The 21,773-nt window shown below is 35.8% G+C and carries 19 protein-coding genes, 3 tRNA genes and 1 riboswitch; of the genes, 5 read left to right on the top strand and 17 right to left on the bottom strand.

What is annotated here, in order from left to right:
* Positions 1-32: 32 nt before the first annotated feature.
* From RR062_01460 to mgtE, 6 genes are all read right to left on the bottom strand, one after another.
* Positions 33-497 (bottom strand): hypothetical protein, encoded by a 465-nt coding sequence (locus tag RR062_01460; GenBank protein MEG2026382.1) that lies wholly within the window; start codon positions 495-497, stop codon positions 33-35.
* Positions 498-499: 2 nt separating this feature from the next.
* Positions 500-2,116, bottom strand: a complete 1,617-nt coding sequence (locus tag RR062_01465; GenBank protein MEG2026383.1) for a hypothetical protein — start codon at positions 2,114-2,116, stop codon at positions 500-502.
* Positions 2,109-4,298, bottom strand: a complete 2,190-nt coding sequence (locus RR062_01470; protein MEG2026384.1) for a YwaF family protein — start codon at positions 4,296-4,298, stop codon at positions 2,109-2,111. The genes RR062_01465 and RR062_01470 overlap by 8 nt, the downstream gene beginning before the upstream one ends.
* A 127-nt stretch (positions 4,299-4,425) precedes the next feature.
* Positions 4,426-4,896 (bottom strand): hypothetical protein, encoded by a 471-nt coding sequence (locus RR062_01475; protein MEG2026385.1) that lies wholly within the window; start codon positions 4,894-4,896, stop codon positions 4,426-4,428.
* A gap of 299 nt (positions 4,897-5,195) precedes the next feature.
* Complete coding sequence (locus RR062_01480; protein MEG2026386.1) at positions 5,196-5,474, bottom strand: ubiquinone biosynthesis protein COQ7; 279 nt, start codon at positions 5,472-5,474, stop codon at positions 5,196-5,198.
* Positions 5,475-5,570: 96 nt separating this feature from the next.
* A complete protein-coding gene (mgtE, locus tag RR062_01485) occupies positions 5,571-6,929 on the bottom strand; it encodes a magnesium transporter (GenBank protein ID MEG2026387.1) in 1,359 nt (452 codons plus the stop codon).
* A gap of 79 nt (positions 6,930-7,008) precedes the next feature.
* A riboswitch (M-box (ykoK) riboswitch) is annotated at positions 7,009-7,168 on the bottom strand.
* Between the two features lie 258 nt (positions 7,169-7,426).
* Between mgtE and RR062_01490 the strand changes: the two genes are divergently transcribed.
* Positions 7,427-7,765 (top strand): hypothetical protein, encoded by a 339-nt coding sequence (locus RR062_01490; protein ID MEG2026388.1) that lies wholly within the window; start codon positions 7,427-7,429, stop codon positions 7,763-7,765.
* Between the two features lie 162 nt (positions 7,766-7,927).
* On the opposite strand, the gene spoIVA is transcribed toward RR062_01490, so the two are convergent.
* The 5 genes from spoIVA to RR062_01515 all read right to left on the bottom strand — a co-directional run bounded on the left by spoIVA (position 7,928) and on the right by RR062_01515 (position 13,224).
* The gene (gene spoIVA, locus RR062_01495) at positions 7,928-9,391 is read right to left on the bottom strand and encodes a stage IV sporulation protein A (GenBank protein MEG2026389.1); all 1,464 of its coding nucleotides are present in this window, start codon (positions 9,389-9,391) and stop codon (positions 7,928-7,930) included.
* A 227-nt stretch (positions 9,392-9,618) separates the two neighbouring features.
* Positions 9,619-10,938 (bottom strand): ribosome biogenesis GTPase Der, encoded by a 1,320-nt coding sequence (gene der, locus RR062_01500; GenBank protein ID MEG2026390.1) that lies wholly within the window; start codon positions 10,936-10,938, stop codon positions 9,619-9,621.
* A gap of 15 nt (positions 10,939-10,953) precedes the next feature.
* The gene (locus tag RR062_01505; GenBank protein MEG2026391.1) at positions 10,954-11,802 is read right to left on the bottom strand and encodes an RluA family pseudouridine synthase; all 849 of its coding nucleotides are present in this window, start codon (positions 11,800-11,802) and stop codon (positions 10,954-10,956) included.
* A 168-nt stretch (positions 11,803-11,970) separates the two neighbouring features.
* Positions 11,971-12,279, bottom strand: a complete 309-nt coding sequence (locus RR062_01510; protein ID MEG2026392.1) for a YlmC/YmxH family sporulation protein — start codon at positions 12,277-12,279, stop codon at positions 11,971-11,973.
* A 174-nt stretch (positions 12,280-12,453) separates the two neighbouring features.
* Positions 12,454-13,224 carry a sigma-70 family RNA polymerase sigma factor gene (locus RR062_01515; GenBank protein ID MEG2026393.1) on the bottom strand — a complete coding sequence of 257 codons (771 nt, stop codon included), beginning with the start codon at positions 13,222-13,224 and terminating at the stop codon, positions 12,454-12,456.
* A gap of 142 nt (positions 13,225-13,366) precedes the next feature.
* Here RR062_01515 and RR062_01520 point away from each other — a divergent pair, with 142 nt between their 5' ends.
* Positions 13,367-15,010 carry a dihydroxy-acid dehydratase gene (locus RR062_01520; protein MEG2026394.1) on the top strand — a complete coding sequence of 548 codons (1,644 nt, stop codon included), beginning with the start codon at positions 13,367-13,369 and terminating at the stop codon, positions 15,008-15,010.
* Between the two features lie 236 nt (positions 15,011-15,246).
* On the opposite strand, the gene RR062_01525 is transcribed toward RR062_01520, so the two are convergent.
* Genes RR062_01525 through RR062_01535 form a run of 3 tightly spaced genes read right to left on the bottom strand, consistent with a single transcriptional unit; the run spans position 15,247 to position 17,139 of the window.
* On the bottom strand, positions 15,247-15,852 hold the full coding sequence (locus tag RR062_01525) for a thymidine kinase (protein MEG2026395.1): 606 nt from the start codon (positions 15,850-15,852) through the stop codon (positions 15,247-15,249).
* Complete coding sequence (locus RR062_01530; GenBank protein ID MEG2026396.1) at positions 15,845-16,255, bottom strand: nucleoside 2-deoxyribosyltransferase; 411 nt, start codon at positions 16,253-16,255, stop codon at positions 15,845-15,847. The genes RR062_01525 and RR062_01530 overlap by 8 nt, the downstream gene beginning before the upstream one ends.
* Positions 16,255-17,139 carry a DegV family protein gene (locus tag RR062_01535; protein MEG2026397.1) on the bottom strand — a complete coding sequence of 295 codons (885 nt, stop codon included), beginning with the start codon at positions 17,137-17,139 and terminating at the stop codon, positions 16,255-16,257. Before RR062_01535 ends, RR062_01530 begins: the two co-directional genes overlap by 1 nt.
* Positions 17,140-17,475: 336 nt before the next feature.
* Between RR062_01535 and RR062_01540 the strand changes: the two genes are divergently transcribed.
* From RR062_01540 to RR062_01550, 3 genes are all read left to right on the top strand, one after another.
* Positions 17,476-17,550, top strand: a tRNA-Gly gene (locus RR062_01540).
* Positions 17,551-17,577: 27 nt separating this feature from the next.
* A tRNA-Cys gene (locus RR062_01545) sits at positions 17,578-17,651 on the top strand.
* A gap of 52 nt (positions 17,652-17,703) precedes the next feature.
* Positions 17,704-17,789: transfer RNA gene (locus RR062_01550), tRNA-Leu, on the top strand.
* A 307-nt stretch (positions 17,790-18,096) separates the two neighbouring features.
* On the opposite strand, the gene RR062_01555 is transcribed toward RR062_01550, so the two are convergent.
* The 3 genes from RR062_01555 to malQ all read right to left on the bottom strand — a co-directional run bounded on the left by RR062_01555 (position 18,097) and on the right by malQ (position 21,625).
* The gene (locus RR062_01555; protein MEG2026398.1) at positions 18,097-19,368 is read right to left on the bottom strand and encodes an L-serine ammonia-lyase, iron-sulfur-dependent, subunit alpha; all 1,272 of its coding nucleotides are present in this window, start codon (positions 19,366-19,368) and stop codon (positions 18,097-18,099) included.
* Positions 19,369-19,396: 28 nt separating this feature from the next.
* Positions 19,397-19,987 carry a pyroglutamyl-peptidase I gene (locus RR062_01560; protein ID MEG2026399.1) on the bottom strand — a complete coding sequence of 197 codons (591 nt, stop codon included), beginning with the start codon at positions 19,985-19,987 and terminating at the stop codon, positions 19,397-19,399.
* 153 nt (positions 19,988-20,140) lie between these two features.
* Complete coding sequence (gene malQ, locus RR062_01565; GenBank protein ID MEG2026400.1) at positions 20,141-21,625, bottom strand: 4-alpha-glucanotransferase; 1,485 nt, start codon at positions 21,623-21,625, stop codon at positions 20,141-20,143.
* Positions 21,626-21,773: the final 148 nt, after the last annotated feature.

The raw sequence follows: 21,773 nt of genomic DNA on the forward strand, positions 1-21,773 counted from the left end.
AATTGGTGAATTTTTAATTATATTGATATTATTTAGGCAAATGGGTCTATCGTGCCACCGCCCGGCGTCTTTGGAGCTAGCATAATTGTCGCAGATTTTTCCGAACCGTCGGCGCATTTAATTGTGATGGGAACACCGCCTTCGGGGACTTTGCCTTTGAGAAATGTTACTATCGCCATACCCTCTCCTGCTTGGGATACTGAAACTATATCATTGTAAGATGATGGAATGATGATATTTACATCGTGTGAAGTAACATTTTCTGGGGAAACAATCCAATAAAGCAAATACGTGCTACTTGCGTCTAACTCAACTTCAATTACGAGCTTGTCTTCTTCGTTAAGCTCTAATTTTTTACCGTTTATGTCCGTAAAATATATGTCCGTAGCGGTAACATTTTCGGGAAAATAGTCAGCCATTATACCAAACACCGATACAACGATAATGGATAAACAAAATACTACAAGAACTATTACTATAATTAATTTTCTATTCATATTTACATCTCCACTTCGTTGAAATACGCTTTAAGTCGATTGACAAAAAGATAAATTCTGGCAAGGAAAAATACTATTGCCAAAGCAAGAACTTTGTAGTAACCCATATTGCCGTCTTTTAAGCCAAAAAAGGTAAGTAGTCCTGCCGTTAAAAACGCAAGAGCAAGCCCTATCCAAACACTTTTTGTAGCGTTAGAGTTGTCAATTATTGTACCGGTTGCAATATATTCTTTAATTTTTGGATTGAGTAAGTCCATTTCAAACGACCAAAGAATATGCCCGATATTGATAAACATAAACAAAGCAAATATTAGCCAAATATAATTTTTGTCAAATGTAACAACAAAAGCTAAGGTTACACAAGTTACGCCTATCGCAACGGTAGAAAAAATCATATTGACTAAAACTTTTGCCCAAGCAATAACCGAAGTTTGACTAGGGACAGTTTTAAGTAAATAGAATTCTCCGCCTTCTACGCTTAACGCTGTTGCGCTTGCGGTATTGCTTGCTAAAATCATAGTAAGACCTAGGCAAACGTTAACTACAAGAATAAGCAAATTGCCAAATTCGCTAGCGCTAATAAGCGAGAATATTTTGTTTACCAAAAATAGTAAAAATGGCATAAGCAATAAATAGACAAAGTTTCCAATCATAAGATTAGAGTTACGAACGGTCATTTTAAGCTCTTTTTTAAAGAAAGTGCTAAATACTGTTTTACTAGGCTTAGAAGAAGTATGTCGTTTAGACTTGCTACTTATCTCAGCTGTTGCGCTTGCCAATCTAAAATACGTAGGCATTGTTACAAGGAAAACTAAACCGGCTAAAACTGCAATTACAGCTAAAACTATCAGTAGATTGATAAAAATATCTTTTCCAACTAAAAAGAAAGCGATATTGCAGTAAAACAAGCCAAAGGTATTAAACACAATTAAAAAGTTATTTATCTTCTTCAATACGGCTGAATAGTAAGCAAGAATTCTCAAATCTGGGGGCAGAGAATTTACAAAGGTAATTATGCCGTAAAAGACTAGGGAAAATATGCCTATTAAAATTAAACCGACAACTACCGGCTGAGACTTTAAAAAGTTGCCGATATATACTGCGGGCAAGCTCAACAAGGCGCCGATTAAACAATTTATTAGCGGAAGAATACCTACTACAACAAACATATTGAAGAAATATATTAGGCTTAGTCCCTTTGCGTTAAATATGCCAAAGGCAAGTAAAAACGGCAGTATAGACATTAAATTCTTTAATAAATCTAGTATATAATATACGGCTATTTTACTTATAAATACTTCGTTATGCTTTGCAGGATAACTTAATAGCAAGGCGTTATCTTTACTTAGATACAGCGTGTTCATTAAACCGGTCATACAAGTGATAATGCTTAGAACTTGGGTAAAAATTATGGTAAAAAGCATTAAACTCTCCGAAACAGGCACATGAATAAAGTTTTGCACTAGAAATAGCACAAGATATATTACCGCAGTAATAAGCATAAAGATAATTAGCTTAAACAACATTTTAAGCCAAAACTTCTTTTTGTTAGATATCAAAGATACGTCGAGCCTATCGCCTAACTGCATCAGTGTTAGAATTTTTAATCTTCTAAACATTAATATCCTCCGCAGGCTTTTTCATTTCTTCTGCGCCTTCGACATATTGTAGGTACATATCTTCTAGCGAAACATTTTGTTGTTTAAGGTCGGCGATTGAATGAACGCATTGTAATTTGCCTTTTTTGATTATGGCGATACGGTTGCAAATCTTCTCAACTACTTCAATAACGTGACTTGAAAAGAATACTATATTGCCTTCGTCTGCGTGCTGACGCATACATTCTTTTATTTGCCAAGCGCTAGTCGGGTCAAGACCGGTTAAAGGTTCGTCAAGTATCCAAACCTTAGGGTTGTGTATAAGGGCGGCAATTACGGTAACTTTTTGTTTCATTCCGTGAGAATAACCCTTAATCTGTCGGTCTATATCGTTTGTTAACTTAAACAAATCAAGATATTTAGTTAGTCGGGCTTGTCTATCTTCTCGGCTAACTTGATACAAGTCGGCGACATAATTAATGTATTCTCTACCCGTTAACCTTTCGTATACTGCGTGATTATCAGGCACGTAGCCAATTAACATTTTTGCCGGAAGAGGTTGTTTTTGTATATCATAACCGCAAATCTCAATAGCGCCCGATGTTATTGTTTGAATGCCAACCAAACTCTTAATCAACGTAGACTTGCCCGCTCCGTTATGACCTAAAAAGCCAAAAACTTCGCCGTCGTTTATTTCTAGGCTAAAATCGTCTACGGACTTAAAATTATTATTAGAATATATTTTAGTAAAATGACTAATCTTTATCATATTTTTACCTTCCTCGTTTAGCGGTTGACTGTTTTTCAAATTTATTTTGCTTGCATTTGCTATTCCAAGCAAATCTGCCTTAGCTTTGCGTTTACGTATATACAAATCATACCAAGAGTCAGCAACTCTAAATAGCGAAGTGTAGGCAAACCAAGTTACAAACATTAAAACGATGTAGCCGACATAAATAATTAGCCAGTATAGCGGAAAAACTGTAAAACTTAGTCCCCAAAACTCAAATGTATAAGTAAACAACCTTTTAATCGATATTAAAAAGGTAAATTTTTCAGCTAAAAATTCGCTATTTAAAAAGAAATAGTCTACCGATCCATAGTTGCTAAACCAAGGGTTGATAATGCACATACCTAAAAAATAGGCGGTAAATACAAGTATAGCTCCCCTAACCATTTTAAAAGTCGGTCTGGGAAAAATATGCAAAGCAACGCCCATTAATGGCAACATAAAGACATAGAGATGTTCGTACCAAAAGTGCATAGCGCCTAAGGAAAATGCGTCGGTAGTTACGCTAGGCATAGCAAGAGCGCACAAAGCTCCTAAAACATTGACTAGATAGTTAAAGTAAAACAATTTTTTTACCTTAAATAACATAGCTATAAGCATAAGTATTACGGCAAGATTGCACATGTGAAGGGGCAAACGCTCAACGCTAAACGCAAAGTCATAAGTAGAAAAATATAGCATAAAATTGCTAACCGCTAAACTTACTACTAAGAAATTTCTTGTTTGATAGTCTTTTTTTCTAAATAACATATAGAGCGTTAACGGTGCGAGAAAAGCGAAGTACAAAACTAATCTATGCTCAAAATCAAAACTTTTAAGAACGTACCCCGCAGGACCTAGTAAATTAAATAGGGTTGACATAGGAGCGACCATAATCGTAAATAAAGCGATAAGAGCCGACATATAACCTAATTGTCTACCAAAAGATGCAAAATCTTTGCTAATAATTTTTTGATACAAATAGTAAACGCTAAGCCCAAAAATTAAAGCTGTTTCTAATATAAACTCATAGGTAAGATAATTTGTATAGCTAAATTCGCCTGCGATAGCCTGCATATTTGCCGAAAAGAATATAATATTGAAAAGGGCTACAAGGGGCGTGACAAAGGAAACTATGTTTTTAAGAGGTTTGATGTCAAAAAAAGTGACAAGCAAACACGAAAGTATGCTTATCGAAGTAAGTACTCTCAAAAAGACATAGAAAAGGTTGCCGACAACGCCAAACATTCCTTTTAACGCTTCAACATTATCAAACGGTTCGCCATAAGCGAATATTCTAAAAAAATACACGACGGCCAAAGCTATGCTTACGCCACGTAGTATCCATTGAATTCTGTTAGGTTTGTATTTAAGCAATACTATTAATACAGTAGCTAAACTACAACCAAAAAAACTCGTAAGTAAATATGCCATACTTCAATCCCTTATTTAATTGTTTGCCAAAGTAGATGAGTTTCAAAACATCAAACTCAATATTTGTAAAAAATATTAAAGTTTTAATGCTTATTGCTAAATAAAAAATATCTGTAAACTAAGCGGTCTAAATTGTAAGAGAACTGTTAATTAAGAAAATTTTTCTTGAAAAATTGTTCTTAGTACTAGCTTTTGTAAAAAATTTAAACGTTGCAAATTTATTACCAAAATAAATATTCAACTTATATGAAACGATATATATAATATTAAAACAAAATTTTACAGTAATAAAGAATAGAGCTCCCGTTAACACTATATTTATAAATAATATAAGTTTATCAAGCCCTATTGTAAGCGCAGTAACTAGAAAATTGTAAAATGCAAGAAATTGAGCGCTGTCAATAATCATATTTGTATGATTGAAAAAATAGAGTTTTGCGCATTGAGAAACAATATACGTGCTAATTAGCGTAAAATTGCGTATGTGAAACAAGCGTGAAATATTCCATAACGCTTTAAGCATAAAGGATAGAAGAGCAATTACGGCAAACATAATTAAAAATAGTAGCGTTAATATAAATGAAATATTAGTTTCCATACTCTCTCCTTTAACAATAATTGAGTCAAGTATAGCAAAATTAGATGAAAATTGCAATATGTTTATATAAAAATTTTGTCAATAATACAATAATATAATTACCATTGTTAAGATTTGCTATTAAAAATCACAATTCGACAAACATTTTTACTAACAAAATGCGTATTTTAGCAATATTATAGTGATTAAAAATGACATTGATATCTCTTTTTTAAAAAAATATGTGATAAAACTATATTTATCTTTAACACAAAAAAATTGCCCGTAAAAACGGACAATTTTTACATTATTTGTAATGTTTAATCGTATTCGCCCTGCGTAGTCTGCTTGATTATTTCTTTTGCTTCTCGCTCGCCTTCATTTAAAAATTTACATTCCTTAGGACTGATATATGTAAGCAAAGTCAGTAATTCGGCAAAGTGAACTTTTTCTTCGTCTCTTATGCTTTTCCATATTGCCCTTGCCGCAGGATTGTCAGTAGAGCGATAATGCAAATCATACTGATTAATCGCTTCAAGCTCCCCTCTCATATCCTCTCTAATTGCGCTCTCTAATTGCGCATTGTCAAACTCTTTCAAATTTTACCTCCCGTTTATTTTATTATATGGCGTAAAAACTAAAAGGGTTTGTTTAAAAGTTGAACTATCGAGTTTGTTTTAAGTAGCGTAAAGCTTTTACATTACGGGAAGAACTATGCCTTGAACTATCATAAAGTATAGCAATACCGATACAACGTCTACTATTGTGGTAATTATTGGCGACGCCATCAAGGCTGGGTCGAGTTTACATTTTTTGGCAAGTATAGGTAAAGTACAGCCTAACAATTTTGAAAAGATTGCTACGATAAATAGCGTTATTCCAAAAGCAAGCGTTAGCAACCATACCTGAGCGCTTGTAGCGACTTTGTGAGCGTACATAATCCATATAATAGGAACGTTGACAATAGCAAGGGTTAGTCCTACTAATGCGCCTACGCAAAATTCTCTAAACATAATTTTAAATATGTCTTTTGGCTCTACCTCGTCTAAGGCGAGAGCTCGAATAATTAATGTGCTACTTTGAGCCCCGCAGTTTCCACCGGTATCCATAAGGCGAGGAATAAAGGCTACTACTAAGGGTAAGGCAACAAAGACATTCTCGTAATGAGTAATAACTAGACCGGTTAAAATACCGCTAACCATAAGTATAAGCAACCAAACTATGCGGTTGGCAAATTGCTTGATAATTGGAGTCTTCATATAAGACTCTCCGCTAGGAAGTAATGCGCCCATCTTATGGATATCTTCGGTCGCTTCTTGTTCTAGTACGTCCATAGCGTCGTCGACAGTTACTATGCCTACAAGTCTAAGCTCGTTGTCAACAACCGGCAATGCCACAAAACCATATTTTGCAAGCTTCTTTGCGACTTCTTCTTTATCTTCAAAAGTATTCGCATAGACTATTTGAGTATTCATAATCTTGCCAACTAAGTCGTTCATATTTGCTAGCACCATTGAACGAATAGTGCACAGCCCCATTAAGTGTCTTTGTTGGTCGGTGACGTAACAAGTATATATGGTTTCTTTGTCAATGCCTGTTATGCGAATACGCTCGAAAGCTTCGGCTACCGTCATTGTAGATTTAAGGCTGACAAACTCGGTTGTCATTATTGCGCCGGCGCTAGAAGAAGGATATTTCAAAAGTTCGTTGACTTCTTGCCTTGTTTGTTCGTCGGCTACGGCGATAATACGTTTTGCTACGTTAGCCGGCATTTCTTCGATAATATCTACTAAGTCGTCTACGAATAATTCGTCAAATACAGCTTTAAGTTCGGGGCGGGTAAAGCCTTTAATCAACATTTCTTGAATGTGACTATCTAACTCGACAAAAGTTTCTGCGGCAAGCTCCTTAGGCAATATCCTAAAAAGTATAATTTGACTGTGGGCATCAACGTCGGTAATAATCTCGGCGATATCTGCCGCTTGCAAACAAATTAGTCTAGGTCGAGCTTGGGCAAATTTCTTCTCTTCGATTAATTGTAACAATTCTTCCATATTTTCACCTCCTGAATATAACAAAAACCCTGCCGAAAGGCAAGGTTAAAAGCAAATTAAAAGGCAAAATACACTTAAAAACGTATTACCACCATACAAGCTTTAGTATCAAAGGGCGATGAAGTTGCATTAGACTATGCCTTGGTTTCGACATTGTCTGCTAACCTGCGATAAGTGTCTCCACTTGTTTGCGGCAGCAACCCGTATCCCTCTGGTAACCTTACCTACCGGAGTATTTATTTCTTTCATTATATATGTACGCTTAAAATTTGTCAAGTGATACAATAACAAAAACCTTTTTAACTTTCTTGTTTACTGTTTACTTTACAAGCTTTGCTTTTACACTATCATTATAACAATTAATTGCGCATTGTATACGTATGAATTTGTCAACTTAAAAAGAAACTTTGCGAGAGTAATTTAAAAGTATATTGACATTTGACTTTTTAGTGTTATACTTCTATTAATAGCTATAACAAATCATAAGGAGAGCATATATGAGAGCAATTTTTTTCGTACTTAAAAATCAACGTTTGCTTACCCCCTTGCTCAATGAGTTAGAAATTAACGGTATAACCGGCGGTACTCTTATAAATAGCAAAGGTATGGCAAAACAAATGGCAAAGATTAGCGAATTACCTATATTTGGCTCTTTGCATCAACTGCTTAACGACGAGGAATACGACGATACCTCGACATTAATTTTTATCGCCGACGAAGTTAAAGAAAAAATAATTCTTTCGGCAATCGAAACTATCGTTGGAAAACTTGACCAACCAAATAGTGGTATAATATTTGCTATGCCGGTCGATTACACAATAGGACTTAAATTTTAAATTACAAAATATTTAAATTTTTTGCATTTCAAATTTTTGAAAAAGATAAGACAATAAAATAGAAGTGCTAATTTTTGAAAAAGATAAGACATTATAATAGAAGAAGGACGGGAAAATATGAACTTTTCACCGTCCTTCTTTTATTTATTGGAGGCTATTTGCTTATAGCAGAATACATACTAGACTGCCCCTGCCTTCGTTAATAATTCTGCCGACGGTTTTGCGGATTTTTTCTTGCGCTTCGACTGGCATTGACATCAATTTCGTTTGCAAACCTTCCCTTGCAAGGCTAGACAAACTCTTTCCAAACATATTTGTATCCCATATTCCCTTTGGATTGTTGTCAAATTGCGAAAGCAAATACTGACTTTGTTGTTGAGTGCCTACAAGCGGATTTACTTCGGTTGAAACGTCGACTTGCATAATGTGCAAACTTGGCGCAATGGCTTTGAGTTTGACGCCGTATCTACCATTTGACTTAGATATTTCGGGTTCGGCGCATTCCATTTCTTCAACTTGTGGCATAACTATGCCGTATCCGGTCGCTTTAACCGAGTCGAGAGCGTCTTTAATATGGTCGTATTGTTGTTTGCCATAGGCGCATTCGGTTACAAATGACATTAAAGAGAATTCGTCGTCAATGCTTCTTCCGGCTTGTTTGCTTAAACAATCATAAAATAGCTTTGGTTCGGCTTTGACGGCATAATTTACCGTTCCATCGCCCATATTCATATTGTCTACGTCGATTTGCGCAAGTTGACTGTCGCTGATAAATTGGCTTGTAAAGCTATTAGCGTCGCTCATTTTACGCATTGAAGCAACACAAGCTTTAAGTTTGTCAATAATGCTACAAATTAAAGGGTGGCTAGGCGGTAAAGTTTGCATCCACTTAGGAACGCTAATCGCAAGTTTTCTAATTGGAAATTCTTCAAGAACTTTTTCTAAAATTTCTTCTATTTGCTTAGTAGTAATATTGATTAAATCTACGCAAAGTACGTTAACATTATACTTTTGTCGAAGTTGATTTGCTAAATTTTGGCACGCTTCGTCTTGCGGGCGTTTACTGTTTAACAAAACAATAAATGGTTTGCCTAAATTTTTAAGCTCTTTTATAACTTTTTCTTCGCTAGAAACATAATTTTGCCTAGCTATGTCGGTAATTGTGCCGTCAGTTGTTACAACTACGGCAATATTGCTGTGGTCTTGCACGACTTTTTTAGTTCCTATTTCGGCGGCTTGTTCAAATGGCATAGCGTCCTTTGACCACGGAGTTTTTACAAGCCTTGAATGTTGGTTTTCTTCGTGTCCCATAGCGCCGTCAATTAAATAGCCGACGCAATCAATTAGTTTGGCGTTTACCTGCATTTTTTCGCCGATTGTCAGTCGAACAGCCTGCGCCGGCACGAATTTAGGCTCGGTTGTCATAATCGTTCGGCCTTCGGCAGATTGTGGCAACTCGTCGGTAGCTCGGGCAAGGTCTGCCTTGTCGCTAATTTTTGGCAAAACGACCTTCTCCATAAATTGCGAAACAAAGGTACTTTTACCCGTTCTTACCGGACCTACCACGCCTATATAGATATCGCCCTTAGTTCTCTTTGCAATATCTTGGTATATATCATACTGCATTTGTCAACCCTCCCAAAAATAACTTATCACTTGTTAATTTTATGTAGGCAAAAGTTAAATATAGAACTACATTATAAAAAAATCTAAAACAAATAAGAAAAAACAGCCTTAAATAATTAAGGCTGTTAAAATATGCCGATAAGTAATAAAACATATTTAAATTGTTAGATATTGTCTGGTAAGTCTTAGAATAATTAAAGTTTAAACAAAATTAGCTAAAACAAAAATTATTCGTCCTTTTCGTTACCGCCTCTAATTACTATTCTAAGCGGAGTACCTTGAAGGTCAAAAGTCTTACGCAAATAATTAGTTAAATAACGCTTGTAAGAAAAGTGCATAAGCGTAGGCGTATTTACAAATATTACAAAGGTAGGCGGACAAACGCTAACTTGGGTAGCGTATTTAATCTTTAACCTCTTACCGGCTTTACTTGGAGGTTCTACCGACGACACAGCGTCGCCAATACAATCGTTAAGTAGACCTGTCGTAGCTCTAAAATTAGCCTTAGCAAAGACGTAGTCAATTTGCTCCCACAGTTTGCTAACTCTTTGTCCGGTAAGCGCCGAAGTAGTGGTTGCGATAAAGTAATCCATAAAAGCAAGGTCGGCTTTAAGCTGATTGTTAAATTTATTTACGGTGTTAGAATCTTTTTCGATTGTATCCCATTTATTTATAACAACTACGCTAGGCTTGCCTTGTTCGTGACAATATGCGGCTATTTTAACGTCTTGTTCGGATATTTCGCTAGAAGCGTCAATTACAATTAAGCAAACGTCGGCTCGACGAATTGAGGCAAGCGAACGAACTACGCTATATTGTTCGATAGTCGAGTCTTCGATAGAACGTTTACGCCTAATACCTGCGGTGTCAATCAAAGTGTAATTTTTGCCGTTTACGGTCACTCTTGTATCGATGCTATCTCGGGTTGTGCCTGCAATGTCGGTAACTATTGAACGGTCGTAACCTAGCAATTTGTTTACAAGCGAAGATTTGCCCACGTTAGGTTTGCCAACAACGGCTACTTTAACATTTTCTACCGTGTCAACAGGCTCGACGCTAGGCAAGTGTTCAAGAACCTTGTCGAGAAGTTCGCCTAGACCTAGCTTTTGTTCGGCAGAAATTGGTATAGGCTCGCCCATACCTAAGCCGTAGTAATCGCATAAGTTAAGGGTAGAGAAGTCGTCTATTTTGTTGACTACAAGCAATACCGGCTTTTTTGAACGTCTAAGTAAGCTTGCTATGTCAAAGTCGTCGGCTGTTAGTTCGCTTCTGCCGTCGACAAAAAATAAAATACAATCGCAAACTTCAATAGCAAGTTCGGCTTGTTTAACTATATGCGTGTGCATTGTATCGGTAGATTTTAACTCGATACCGCCCGTATCTACAATAGTAAATTGATGCCCTAGCCAATCTACGTCCGAATATATGCGGTCACGAGTAACGCCCGGCGTGTCTAAGACGATTGAAATTCGGCTACCGCTAATTTTATTGAAAAATGTTGACTTGCCTACGTTAGGTTTGCCAATAATAGCTACTAATGGTTTCATATAATTTCCTTTAAACTAGAAAGTGACTAGGTCAAACAAGTCAATATCGGTTTTTACGACTGTGGAGTCGAGATAATGCAACGGAGAATTTTTCTCAAAGTGAAAAGTAAGTTTGTAACAGTATAAGGCTTGTTGTTTAACTTTGTACTTCTTACTAATGGCATTGACTCCATATTTGCCGTCGCCAACTATTGGTAAATTGTGAAAAGCCAGGTGCGCCCTTATTTGGTGTGTACGTCCTGTAACTAGCGTTACGTCAAGCAAAGACAGTTCGCCTTTGCGTTTAATAAATTTGTAATGTGTTTCTATCGGCGAATATCCAACTTTTTGGGTTGAAGAAACATATACTTGACTCTTTTTGCTATCTTTAAATAAAAAATCTTTAAGAATTTCGCTCTTTTTGGGTTGTCCGCTAACTAGACAATAGTATTGTTTGTCAAGTTCCCTATCTTTAAACACTTTGAGCAGTTCTTTTTCGGCAACATCGTTTAAGGCAAACAAAACTAACCCCATAGTGTTGCGGTCAAGCCTGTGAACGGCTTTAACTGTAATTTCGTCAAGTTGAGCGTTAAGACGAGTTGTCAAACTGTCCTCGCCTTCAACTTCAATTCCTGCCATTTTGTTTGCGACAAGAATATTTGTGTCTTGAAAAACAATCTCGATATTATCTTTTTCTCTATCTTTAATGTAGATATTGATAATGTCGCCAGTGTTGACATAAACGTCTTCGCCAATACGCCTACCATTGACTTTTACATTGCGATTGTTAATTACTTTAACAATTTGGAAAAAGCCTAACTCGGTATTTTTTGCTATCGCATCAGATAACAAAGTACGATTTAAAATTTTAATTTCTTGTAACATAGAAATATTATACCAAAAAAAGATAAAAGTAGCAACTACTTATACAAAATAGTGTTTCTTAAATTAAAATTAGCTAGTCAAATATTTAACTAGCTAAAATACTTTTTAAAAGATTAATTGTTTTAACTTCTTCGCCATTCAACCTTGTTTATAATTTAAGGCGTATATTTAGTCTTCGTCGATAATGTAGTCGCAAAAATGTTTGCCTTTGGGATTTTTTGGCGGAGTTGAGTTACATTCAAACTGCTTGCTTGTAACATAGACAAGTATACAGTCGTCGCCGATACGTTTAACCTGCGTCCACGGAATATACAAATCGTCTTTGCTACGAAAAACCTTGCGTTCTTGTGGCACAACTATGCCTTTTATTACGCAATTTTCGCTACTTATTACTATATCGCATATTCTTCCTAGCCTTCGCCCGTCGGTAACGTTGATAACTTCTTTACTTCTTAGCTCGTTATAGGTAATATCCATTAATAACCTCTTAATATTTGTTATTATAAGTTTAGTTTGAGTTGAGTTTTTATATGACAAAAAACAAGCTTTTTCTTTAAAATATTACTTATAAACTGTAAACAAGCTTTTTCTTTAAAATATTACTTATAAACTGTATTTATAATTTAAATACATATTTAAGCGATTTATCGACTACATATATTGTTTTAACTCTAAAAATGCGTTTTTTTCTAATCTAGAAACTTGCGCCTGAGAAATTCCAACTTCTTTTGATACTTCGCATTGAGTTTTTCCTTCATAGTAACGAAGTCGCAAAATATTTTGTTCTCTTTCGCCTAATTTTTTTATAGCTTGACTAAGCGTAACGTTATCTATCCAAACATCGTCGTTTCCGGACTTGTCGGCAATTTGGTCGACATAAAGTAGGCAATCTTTGTCGTCGCTATAAACGGGTTCGTAGAGCGAAATTGGTTCGTTTATGGCGTCAAGACAGTAAGTTATTTTTTCAATAGGTAGGTCTAGGGCTTGCGATACATTGTTGAGGTCTATTTCGTCGCTACTTTGCTGTTCAAGAAGTTCTCTTGCAAACATAACTTGATACGCCGTATCCCTTATGCCCCTTGAAACTCTCATACTATTTGTTTCTCTTAAATTGCGTCTAATCTCGCCTATTATCATAGGCACGGCATAAGTGCTAAATTTGACGTTTAAGTCAATGTTGAAGTTGTCGACTGCTTTGACAAGTCCTACGCAACCAACTTGAAATAAATCGTCTAGATTATTGCTTCTTGCCGTATATCTTTGAACTACCGATAAAACTAACCTTAAATTTGATATTATAAATTGTTTTCGAACTTCATTATCGCCCGACTTTATTTGTTTTAACATCTCAAAAGACTCTTTATAGGATATTTTTGGCAATTCCGCCGTATTTACACCGCATATAACAACTTTTTTAACCATAAAACACCTCCAAAATATCTTGCTAGACCTATTTTGCGCTAATTAATCTAAAATATACAATAAAAAGTGTCGCAAACTATGTTGACATTAGAACAAATATACATTAAAATTATATAGACAAATAATACAAAAGGTAGAAATTATGAAAAAAGAATATTATGAAGGTATTGACAAACTGCATATTAGGTCAGCGCTTAATGCGCTTAATATACCGCTTGACAAACCTACGATAGCTATTATTTCAACTCAAAACGAGGCGGACCTATCTAACAATACTCTTGAAATGGTAACTAAACGAGTGTGCGAAGGCGTGTTGAGCAATGGCGGTATTCCTAAAATTATGCACGTTTCAACCTTTTGCGATTCGACAATTTATGGCACAGAACAAGCAAAATATGAAATTTTACTTCGCAACTCTATCGCTAATCAAATTGAAATGCTTGCAAGCAACAAATTTTTTGACGCCTTTGTCTTTGTCGCTTCTAACTCAATAGCCGTTGCTGGTATGCTTATGGGCGCTATACGAATTAACCTTCCGTGTATATTTGTAAGCGGTGGTACGATGGCGCCGATTAAGAGTTTGGTTGACGAACACATCGGTTATAACTACTGGTATACCGCTGTTGGCAAAATAAAAAATGGCGAAATAAACATTGACCAAGCCAAGAAAATTGAGCAAACTAAGCCCCTTTTTACCGGCATAGATTGCGAACTTTACGAACCTAACAGCATCAACTGTATGTTAGAGGTTCTAGGTTTGGCTGTATCGGGCAATAGTACGGTTATGTCTTATTGCTCAACACGCCTTGACCTTGCCTACAAGAGCGGTCAAATAGTCCTAGAAATGATAAAAAACGACCTTACGCCCAGTAGAATTATCAACGCAAATTCTCTTACGGCTTGCCTAGTCTACGACCTTACAGTCGGCGGAAGTTGTTCAAATATTCTGCATTTACTAGCCTTTGCAAATGAGATAAAAAAATATTGGCGAATAGACACAATTAATTTTAACACAGTAGATTTACTTAGCAAGAAGATACCTGTTCTTTTTGCCAGTAGTGGCAATCGTAGCTTTGTCGAACTTCTCTGCGACGCAGGCGGAGTTTACGCCGTACTAGCTCAACTTAGTTCGCTTGCGTTAATTAATTGCGACTACCTAACTTATCTTAACAAGCCTATGTCTAAAATAGTATTTCAAGCCCCTATCAAAGATAACAAAATTATTAGAACGGCAAAAGAAGCTGTTAACCCAACCTCGTTTATTAGAGTCCTTAGCGGTAATATAGCGCAGGGCGCTCTACTTAAATTTGACGGAAAAACACCTATCTTTAATGGAACGGCAAAGGTGTACGAAAACGAAGAATCGCTTACTTACGCTATTCTTGACCGTGAAATAAAAAAAGGCGCCGTAATAGTATTGCGTAACGAAGGTATTCAATCGGGCAATGGTATGCGTCAAATTATTCAACCTATGGCTCTTTTACACGGACTTGGATTAGATAAAGACGTGGCAATAATTACCGACGCAAGAATTTGCAGTTTCTATCAAGGTTTTGCAGTTGGTCACATTACGCCCGAAACAATCGCAAACAGTATTTTAAGTATAATTCAAGACGGCGACAATATTGAGATTAATACAATTAAGTGTAGACTTACCGTAGATATTAAGGCAAAAGAGATTTCCAAACGCAAAACTAACGCTATCGGCGAAACACAAGCAAATTCTGCCCTTGTTAAACGCTGTAAAAACATTTCTACTGCGGTTGAAGGTTGCGTAGAAAACTAATTATCAGTAAAAACTAAATAAATACATAAAACTAAACTGATAAGAAGAATATATTAAGATAAGAATTATAAAAATATTTAGTTAAGAATATTTAAAGTTAATAAATATAGAAGATATTTTATTTAAAAAGAACGGTAATTTATACCGTTCTTTTTAAATATTTATGTATATTAAATTTTAATACTTTGTAAAAAGGATTTATTGTTTTTAACAAGATTAATTATATATTTTAAAAACTATTTGTCTTGATTTTGTTTTTTAGCTTTGGCAAGTTCCTTTTTCCAACACCAATAACACAAATTCTCATAGGACTCGTCTCCGCCGATAAATACAATCGGGCCGTCGTCAACTACTTTTCCATCGATAAAACGCGCATTGATTGTACTTTTTGCTCCGCAACGACAAACTGACTTAATTTCTTGTATGCTATCGCAAAGTTCGACAATACGCTTGCTACCCTCAAATAATTCGCTCTTAAAATTGCTCATTAAGCCGTAGCAAAGTACGGGGACACTGCGTGTAACTTGTTTAAACTGTTCTACTTGAACCTTCGAACAAAATTGCGCTTCGTCGACGATAACGCAGTCAAATTTGCCAAGTTGCTTAGTTAATTCCAAAAATTGTACGTAAACGTCGGTGGTTGGATTAAAAGTATAGCAAGGACTTTCTAGTCCTATTCTAGATTTAACATAGGCTTGCTCGCCAATATTATCTCTACTGTCAAGAGAGGGTTTGAGTAAAAGCACATTCATACCCTTTTGCTCGTAATTAAATTTACACATTAACGCTTGCGCAGACTTACTACTGCCCATAGTGCCATATTTAAAATATAATCTAGGCATTGCTTGCTCCTTTTAAAATATCGTTTAGTTGTTGACTTAATTGTTCGTTTGAAACATAACTTAAACAAATTAAGTTAGGATTTCCTTTAATCATACAAGAAATATCTAAGCCTTGCTCGTAAAAACAATAAATAGGTTTATGTTTTGCTTGGGCGTAAGCTATTTCGAACCCAACGCCAAGCGAGGCAACTGTAATTTCGGCAATTACAATATCGCTTTGGTCAAGCCAGGCAACGTCTTGTTCGTATACTTGTTCGGGCGAACTTTTGCCAGTTACATATTTACAATCTGCAACGTGTTCGGTCAAAACTACGCCGTAACGTTTACAAATTTCTACCATAACCGCATAAGTACTTACTTTCTGCCTGCCACCCTTAATAGAACCGCAAAAATATATGTTCACTATCTTCTTTCCTGCTCGCTTAGAAAAATATAAGCGATTGCGTTAGGCCCTACGTGACACCCTATTGTAGGTCCCATAATGCGTATTGAAGGGCGGAATTTGTATTCGAGTTCGAGGGCGCTAGCTAGTTCGTTTGCCCCCAAAACATTGTCGGTGTGAACAACGACCATACGGTTGTCTTTTGCAAGCGTAAACTTTTTACCTTCGGCAATTATAGCTTTAATCGCATTTTTTCTACCGCCAATAACTTTTTTAATAACTTTAAGCTTGCCTTCTTTGTCAAAGGTAAGCACAACTTTGAGTTGGATTGCAGTGCCTATCATTGCGGCTGCGCCCGACACTCTACCGCCACGTTTAAGATGAAATAAATCATCTACAATTACATAGTGTTGTATATGGTGTTTGATATTTTGAACATAATCAACCGTTTCTTGCATTGTTTTGCCGTTTTGTTGCATATCATAAGCAATCTTGACTAGCATACCTTGACCAACCGTTGTTGTGTGGCTCTCAATTACTTTGGCGCAAAAATTAGGGTATTGTTTTTTGACTTCTTCAATCGCTTGGTTAGCTACGTCCATCGTAGGGGCAAGACCATAAGAAATTGTAAAGTGTATTACATTATTATGTCCTTGCTCGGCTAAGCTGGCAAAATACTCTCTATGTTTCTCAAAATTATTCATAGAAGTTTTAACCGGTATAGCTTTTCTAAGAAGGTTATAGAAGTTGACATATTGTTGATACTCGGTAAAATTATCGTCTACAAAGTGTATGCCATTTTGTTCTACCGTTAAAGTCAAGGGCAAATAGTCTAGCCCCATTTGCTTGACTTCGTCGACAAACAAGTCGCAAGTACTATCTGTTGAAATGTAAAAATTATCCATTTTTCTCCTAATGCAATATCAAAAAAACTAAATTACGACAAATTTGATATTGAAGCGATGGTAAATTTATTTATCCTTTAAAAAACAAAAAGTATAATATAGTCATTTTAACATAGACGCTTAAATTTTGCAAATATATTTACCTTTTACCTAGACAAAAAATAATTAAATATGCGAGTAGCATATCTTATGATACTCGCATATATTGATAATGCAACACCGTATACGCTGTAATCATTAACGACATAAAATATTAAAAAGAATTTATTAAAAAATGATAAAAATGCTTGATTTTTACGCAAATATTTGATAAACTATCAAGGCTAATATAGCAATGCGGGAGTGGCTCAGTGGTAGAGCGTTGCCTTGCCAAGGCAAATGTCGCGGGTCCGAGTCCCGTCTCCCGCTCCACAATTAAATTGTCCCCCACTTATAGTTGGCACCATAGCCAAGTGGTAAGGCAGAGGTCTGCAAAACCTTCAACCCCAGTCCGAATCTGGGTGGTGCCTCCAAAAGCAAACCTATTGCCCTTACTTATATGGCGATAGGTTAGTTTTTTTAAATGCCGATGTGGCGAAATGGCAGACGCAAGGGACTTAAAATCCCTCGAAGGCAACTTCATGCCGGTTCGAGTCCGGCCATCGGCACCAATAGCAAACGACAATATTTATTGTCGTTTTTTTATATTTAAAGTAATTTTTAGCCTTGCAAATTTAATATAGGTTAAGAAGAATTAGCTTTTTGGTCGTATACAACGCAAGATTTTTTGTCCTTTGTCCTACCAAAAGTGCGTTCAATGCGGTATATCTTGTCAATTTGACTTTGCTATATTTTTAGCTGTGTCTATTACTATTCTTCTACGTATCTTGCGAGAAAAAAGCTCGACTAAATTTAGTCGAGCTTAATTTATTATATAAAAATGTTTTAAAAAACAATATACAAATTGCTTAGACAAGTTTATTCGGTCATAATCTTAATTATTTCTTTGTCGGTTTCACGCATTCCGTCTTTTGCAAGACGCCCGATATTTTTAATATTTTGTTCTACACCCTTAGTTACAAGCCCGTCGCCTGCATAAAATTGTTGACCTTGTTTATACATATTGTATCCTAAAATACCAGAGTAAATTGCTACCGCTATCTTACTTGCGCAAGAGGGTTTAGCTCCGTCGCAAACAACACCGCTAGATATTGCAAGTCCGTTTACAATAGTATGCGCAATAGTATCGGTGTCGCCGTCAATTAAATAAGCTATGCCTGATGCCGAGCCGATACCAGCTGAGATTGCTCCGCAATACGCCGACAATTTGCCTATGCCTGTCTTTTGATGTATTGTAACTAAATTAGAAACTACTAAGGCTCTAAATAATTTGTCTTGACTTGCATTTAAATGTTTTGCATATTCAATTACAGGTAGACTTGCCGTCATACCTTGATTACCGCTTCCCGAAACAATTATTACGGGTAGTTCGCAACCGCTCATACGCGCGTCGCTACCGGCAGACGCCATAGCCATAGCCCTAAATAGAACGTCGTCGCAAGTACTTAATACAATTTTACCTATATTTGCGCCATAATTATTATTTATACCCTCATAAGAAATTGCCGTATTATATTCTATTTGCCGGCTAATAGGTTCTTTAATATCTTCAACGTCAAGAGTATTTGCATAATCTACTATGTCTTCGATGTTAAGTAGCCCATATTCTTCGCAATAAACTTCTTGCTGTTCTTTTTCGTCAAGCGAGAATACAACTTTATTATCTTTTTCTACCCTAATTATATTAGTATGAAGGTCGGCTAAAATTACTTTTGCGCAATGTTCGTCGTCTTGTACAAATAATTCGATATAAAGTTGCTTAGAAGAAGAACTTGGAGAAATAGAAATATTGTCTTTGAGCAAATATTCATCTATTTTTTGGCGTTGCCCGTCGTTAATATGAGAAAGAACTTCAAGTTTATCGCTGAAATTTCCTGCGATTAGTCCGGCTACAAGCGAAACTTTAATGCCTTTAAGCCCCTTAGTATTGGGAACAACCACGCTTTTTGCATTTTTAATGATATTACCGCACACAGATAAACTACACTTTGTGGGTAGTTTGCCTAGCGTTTCCCTAGCGACAGATGCGCAGTAAGCTAACGCAATAGGTTCGGTACAGCCAAAGGCTGCGACAAGTTCTTTACTAAGTATATGACAATATGCCTTGTATTTAGCATCGCTCTTTAACATTTGTAACTCCTTATAGCAACTAATATATTTATTTAAGTGTTGCGTAGTAAATAATACTTTCTTTTATTGCAATTTCAATCGCATTAGTCATAAGACTAAGTTCCATGTAGGGAGCGCTAGGTTTATCTACGACTTGTTCTTTTATATAAGGAACGTGTATAAAACCATTGATATAGCGTTTATTTTGTTGAAGCAATCTATATAAGACGCTATTGCAAACATACGAACCTGCTGAAAGCGACAAAACAACGGGAATATCAGCTTTTTTAATAGCTTCTACAATATTTTCAACTGGTAAAGTCGCAAAATACGCCGTTTGTCCGCCAAAAATTAAATAGTCGGCATCGCCTACATTCTCTTTTATTTTATAGTTTAGTCCAACTTTTTCAATCGCTATTGCCTTGCTATTGCCAGATTGTCCAACATTTATAATTATATCGGGATTATATTGAGATATTAAAGCGTTAAGTTCTTCAAAAGAACGTGAAAAGTCGGTAGTAATCTCTCTTACAATAATGTTAGCCCCTTCGATTACACTAGGTAAATTCTTTACGGCTAAGTAAGAAGGGTTGACTACTTCTTTGCCAAAAGGCGTAAAACCCGTAACTAAAACAAGCATTAATTCTCCTTTTATTTGTCAACAGACCTTATAAATATTTGCAAATTTGTCCCGACCAACTTTTTTATTATAGCATAATCGAATTAAATTTGCAATATAAGCGTAGCAAATTAAAAGCCTATAAATTTTACAGCGATAGATTAATTGAACGTTTTATCTATTGTATTTTTGGCTAATATTTCTAATGTATTCGCTTAAATTTGCCGAAAAATCTCTTTTATGCGTTCGATAACTCCAATTTAAACAAGACAATGTCGAAGGTAAATTCATTCTGCTTGACTTACCTTGACATAAGAAGTCTTGCAAGGGGATAATCACCATATTTGAACGACTAGCGTAAGCAAGATTAATTAATGTTTGTATAGTATTTTTATAACCGTTAGAGCTATATTTAACGCCTAGCGCCTCGCATTGAAGTTTAAGCTGTTTGTAAAACTCTTTTTTGTCACTTAGTTCCTTAATAAATTGAGCCAAAGGCGCATTATCGTGCGTGCCGGTGTATACGACACAATTTTTATTGTAATTTGTAGGCTTATGACAATTTGCAGGGTCTTTATCAAAGGCAAATTCAAGAACTTTCATATTAGGATAATTCGTTTGTTTAACAAGCTCTTTTACATCGTCGTCAATTTGCCCTAAATCTTCGGCGATAATTTTTTTATCAAGCAAGTCTTTAAATAGGTCAAAACCTACGCCGACAAGCCATTTACCGCATTTGGCGGTAGTTTCTGCGTATGGAATTGCATAGTAATTTGCAAACCCTCTAAAATGGTCTATTCTTACATAATCGAAAAGTTTTAAAGCGTTATTTATTCGGTCTATCCACCACTTATAGTTTGTCTGTTTGATATATTCCCAGTCATAGATAGGATTTCCCCAAAGTTGCCCGGATTGGCTAAAATAGTCGGGCGGACAGCCTGCGACTACTGTTGGCTTTCTCTCTTTGTCGAGTAGAAACATTTGAGGATTTTCCCAAACTTCTAAGCTATCGTAAGATACATAAATAGGCATATCGCCGATAATTTCAACGCCTAAATTATTAGCGTAACTTTTAAGAGCAAACCATTGTTGAAGAAAAATGTATTGCGTCCACTCCCAAAATTCTATGTTTTTACTTTGCGCAAGACAAAATTGGCTTAAAGCGACGCTGTCCCTATTGCGGTATTGTAGCCCCCATTTATCCCAACTAATACCCTTATGATGTTGTTTAATGGACATAAATACGCCATAATTATGATATTTGCCTACTTTTAAAAAGTCGGCGTACTCTTGGCTGGGTTTAAATCTAGTAAACGCTTTAAAAAGCAAATTAAAACGGTTGTGATAAAGAAATTCGTAGTCGATAGGTTCAACATTATTTGTCGCAGTTAAAATATCTTCTTTGGTGAGCAAGTTCATATTCTCTAAAATATCAAGGTCGATAAAATACTGATTAAAGGCATAACTGCAACAAGATTGGTACGGACTATCGCCATATCCAGTAGGCACAAGGGGCAATATTTGCCACAGTTTAAGCCCGCACGAATTTAAAAAATCTACAAAATTATAGGCGGACTTACCTAGGCTACCTATGCCGTAATCGCTAGGCAAAGAGCTTATGTGCATTAAAATTCCGCTTTTACGCAAGTTGTCAGTCATAATCTTCTCCCCCCGCTTTTATCTAACGTAATAAAATATATTACTAATTTTACCACAACTGCCTAACTATAAGCAAGAAGAAATATCCCCCGCTTAAATAAATCTTTAATATTCTTTTAATTTAATTACAATTTATTTAACAACAAAA

It is taken from the genome of Clostridia bacterium, assembly GCA_036654455.1.
GTDB lineage: Bacteria > Bacillota > Clostridia > Christensenellales > CAG-314 > JAVVRZ01.

Coding starts and splice junctions, on each gene's coding strand:
- RR062_01460 (MEG2026382.1), bottom strand. CDS start 497: ATGAATAGAAAATTAATTATAGTAATAGTTCTTGTAGTATTTTGTTTA.
- RR062_01465 (MEG2026383.1), bottom strand. CDS start 2,116: ATGTTTAGAAGATTAAAAATTCTAACACTGATGCAGTTAGGCGATAGG.
- RR062_01470 (MEG2026384.1), bottom strand. CDS start 4,298: ATGGCATATTTACTTACGAGTTTTTTTGGTTGTAGTTTAGCTACTGTA.
- RR062_01475 (MEG2026385.1), bottom strand. CDS start 4,896: ATGGAAACTAATATTTCATTTATATTAACGCTACTATTTTTAATTATG.
- mgtE (MEG2026387.1), bottom strand. CDS start 6,929: ATGGAAGAATTGTTACAATTAATCGAAGAGAAGAAATTTGCCCAAGCT.
- RR062_01490 (MEG2026388.1), top strand. CDS start 7,427: ATGAGAGCAATTTTTTTCGTACTTAAAAATCAACGTTTGCTTACCCCC.
- spoIVA (MEG2026389.1), bottom strand. CDS start 9,391: ATGCAGTATGATATATACCAAGATATTGCAAAGAGAACTAAGGGCGAT.
- der (MEG2026390.1), bottom strand. CDS start 10,938: ATGAAACCATTAGTAGCTATTATTGGCAAACCTAACGTAGGCAAGTCA.
- RR062_01505 (MEG2026391.1), bottom strand. CDS start 11,802: ATGTTACAAGAAATTAAAATTTTAAATCGTACTTTGTTATCTGATGCG.
- RR062_01510 (MEG2026392.1), bottom strand. CDS start 12,279: ATGGATATTACCTATAACGAGCTAAGAAGTAAAGAAGTTATCAACGTT.
- RR062_01515 (MEG2026393.1), bottom strand. CDS start 13,224: ATGGTTAAAAAAGTTGTTATATGCGGTGTAAATACGGCGGAATTGCCA.
- RR062_01520 (MEG2026394.1), top strand. CDS start 13,367: ATGAAAAAAGAATATTATGAAGGTATTGACAAACTGCATATTAGGTCA.
- RR062_01525 (MEG2026395.1), bottom strand. CDS start 15,852: ATGCCTAGATTATATTTTAAATATGGCACTATGGGCAGTAGTAAGTCT.
- RR062_01535 (MEG2026397.1), bottom strand. CDS start 17,139: ATGGATAATTTTTACATTTCAACAGATAGTACTTGCGACTTGTTTGTC.
- RR062_01555 (MEG2026398.1), bottom strand. CDS start 19,368: ATGTTAAAGAGCGATGCTAAATACAAGGCATATTGTCATATACTTAGT.
- RR062_01560 (MEG2026399.1), bottom strand. CDS start 19,987: ATGCTTGTTTTAGTTACGGGTTTTACGCCTTTTGGCAAAGAAGTAGTC.
- malQ (MEG2026400.1), bottom strand. CDS start 21,625: ATGACTGACAACTTGCGTAAAAGCGGAATTTTAATGCACATAAGCTCT.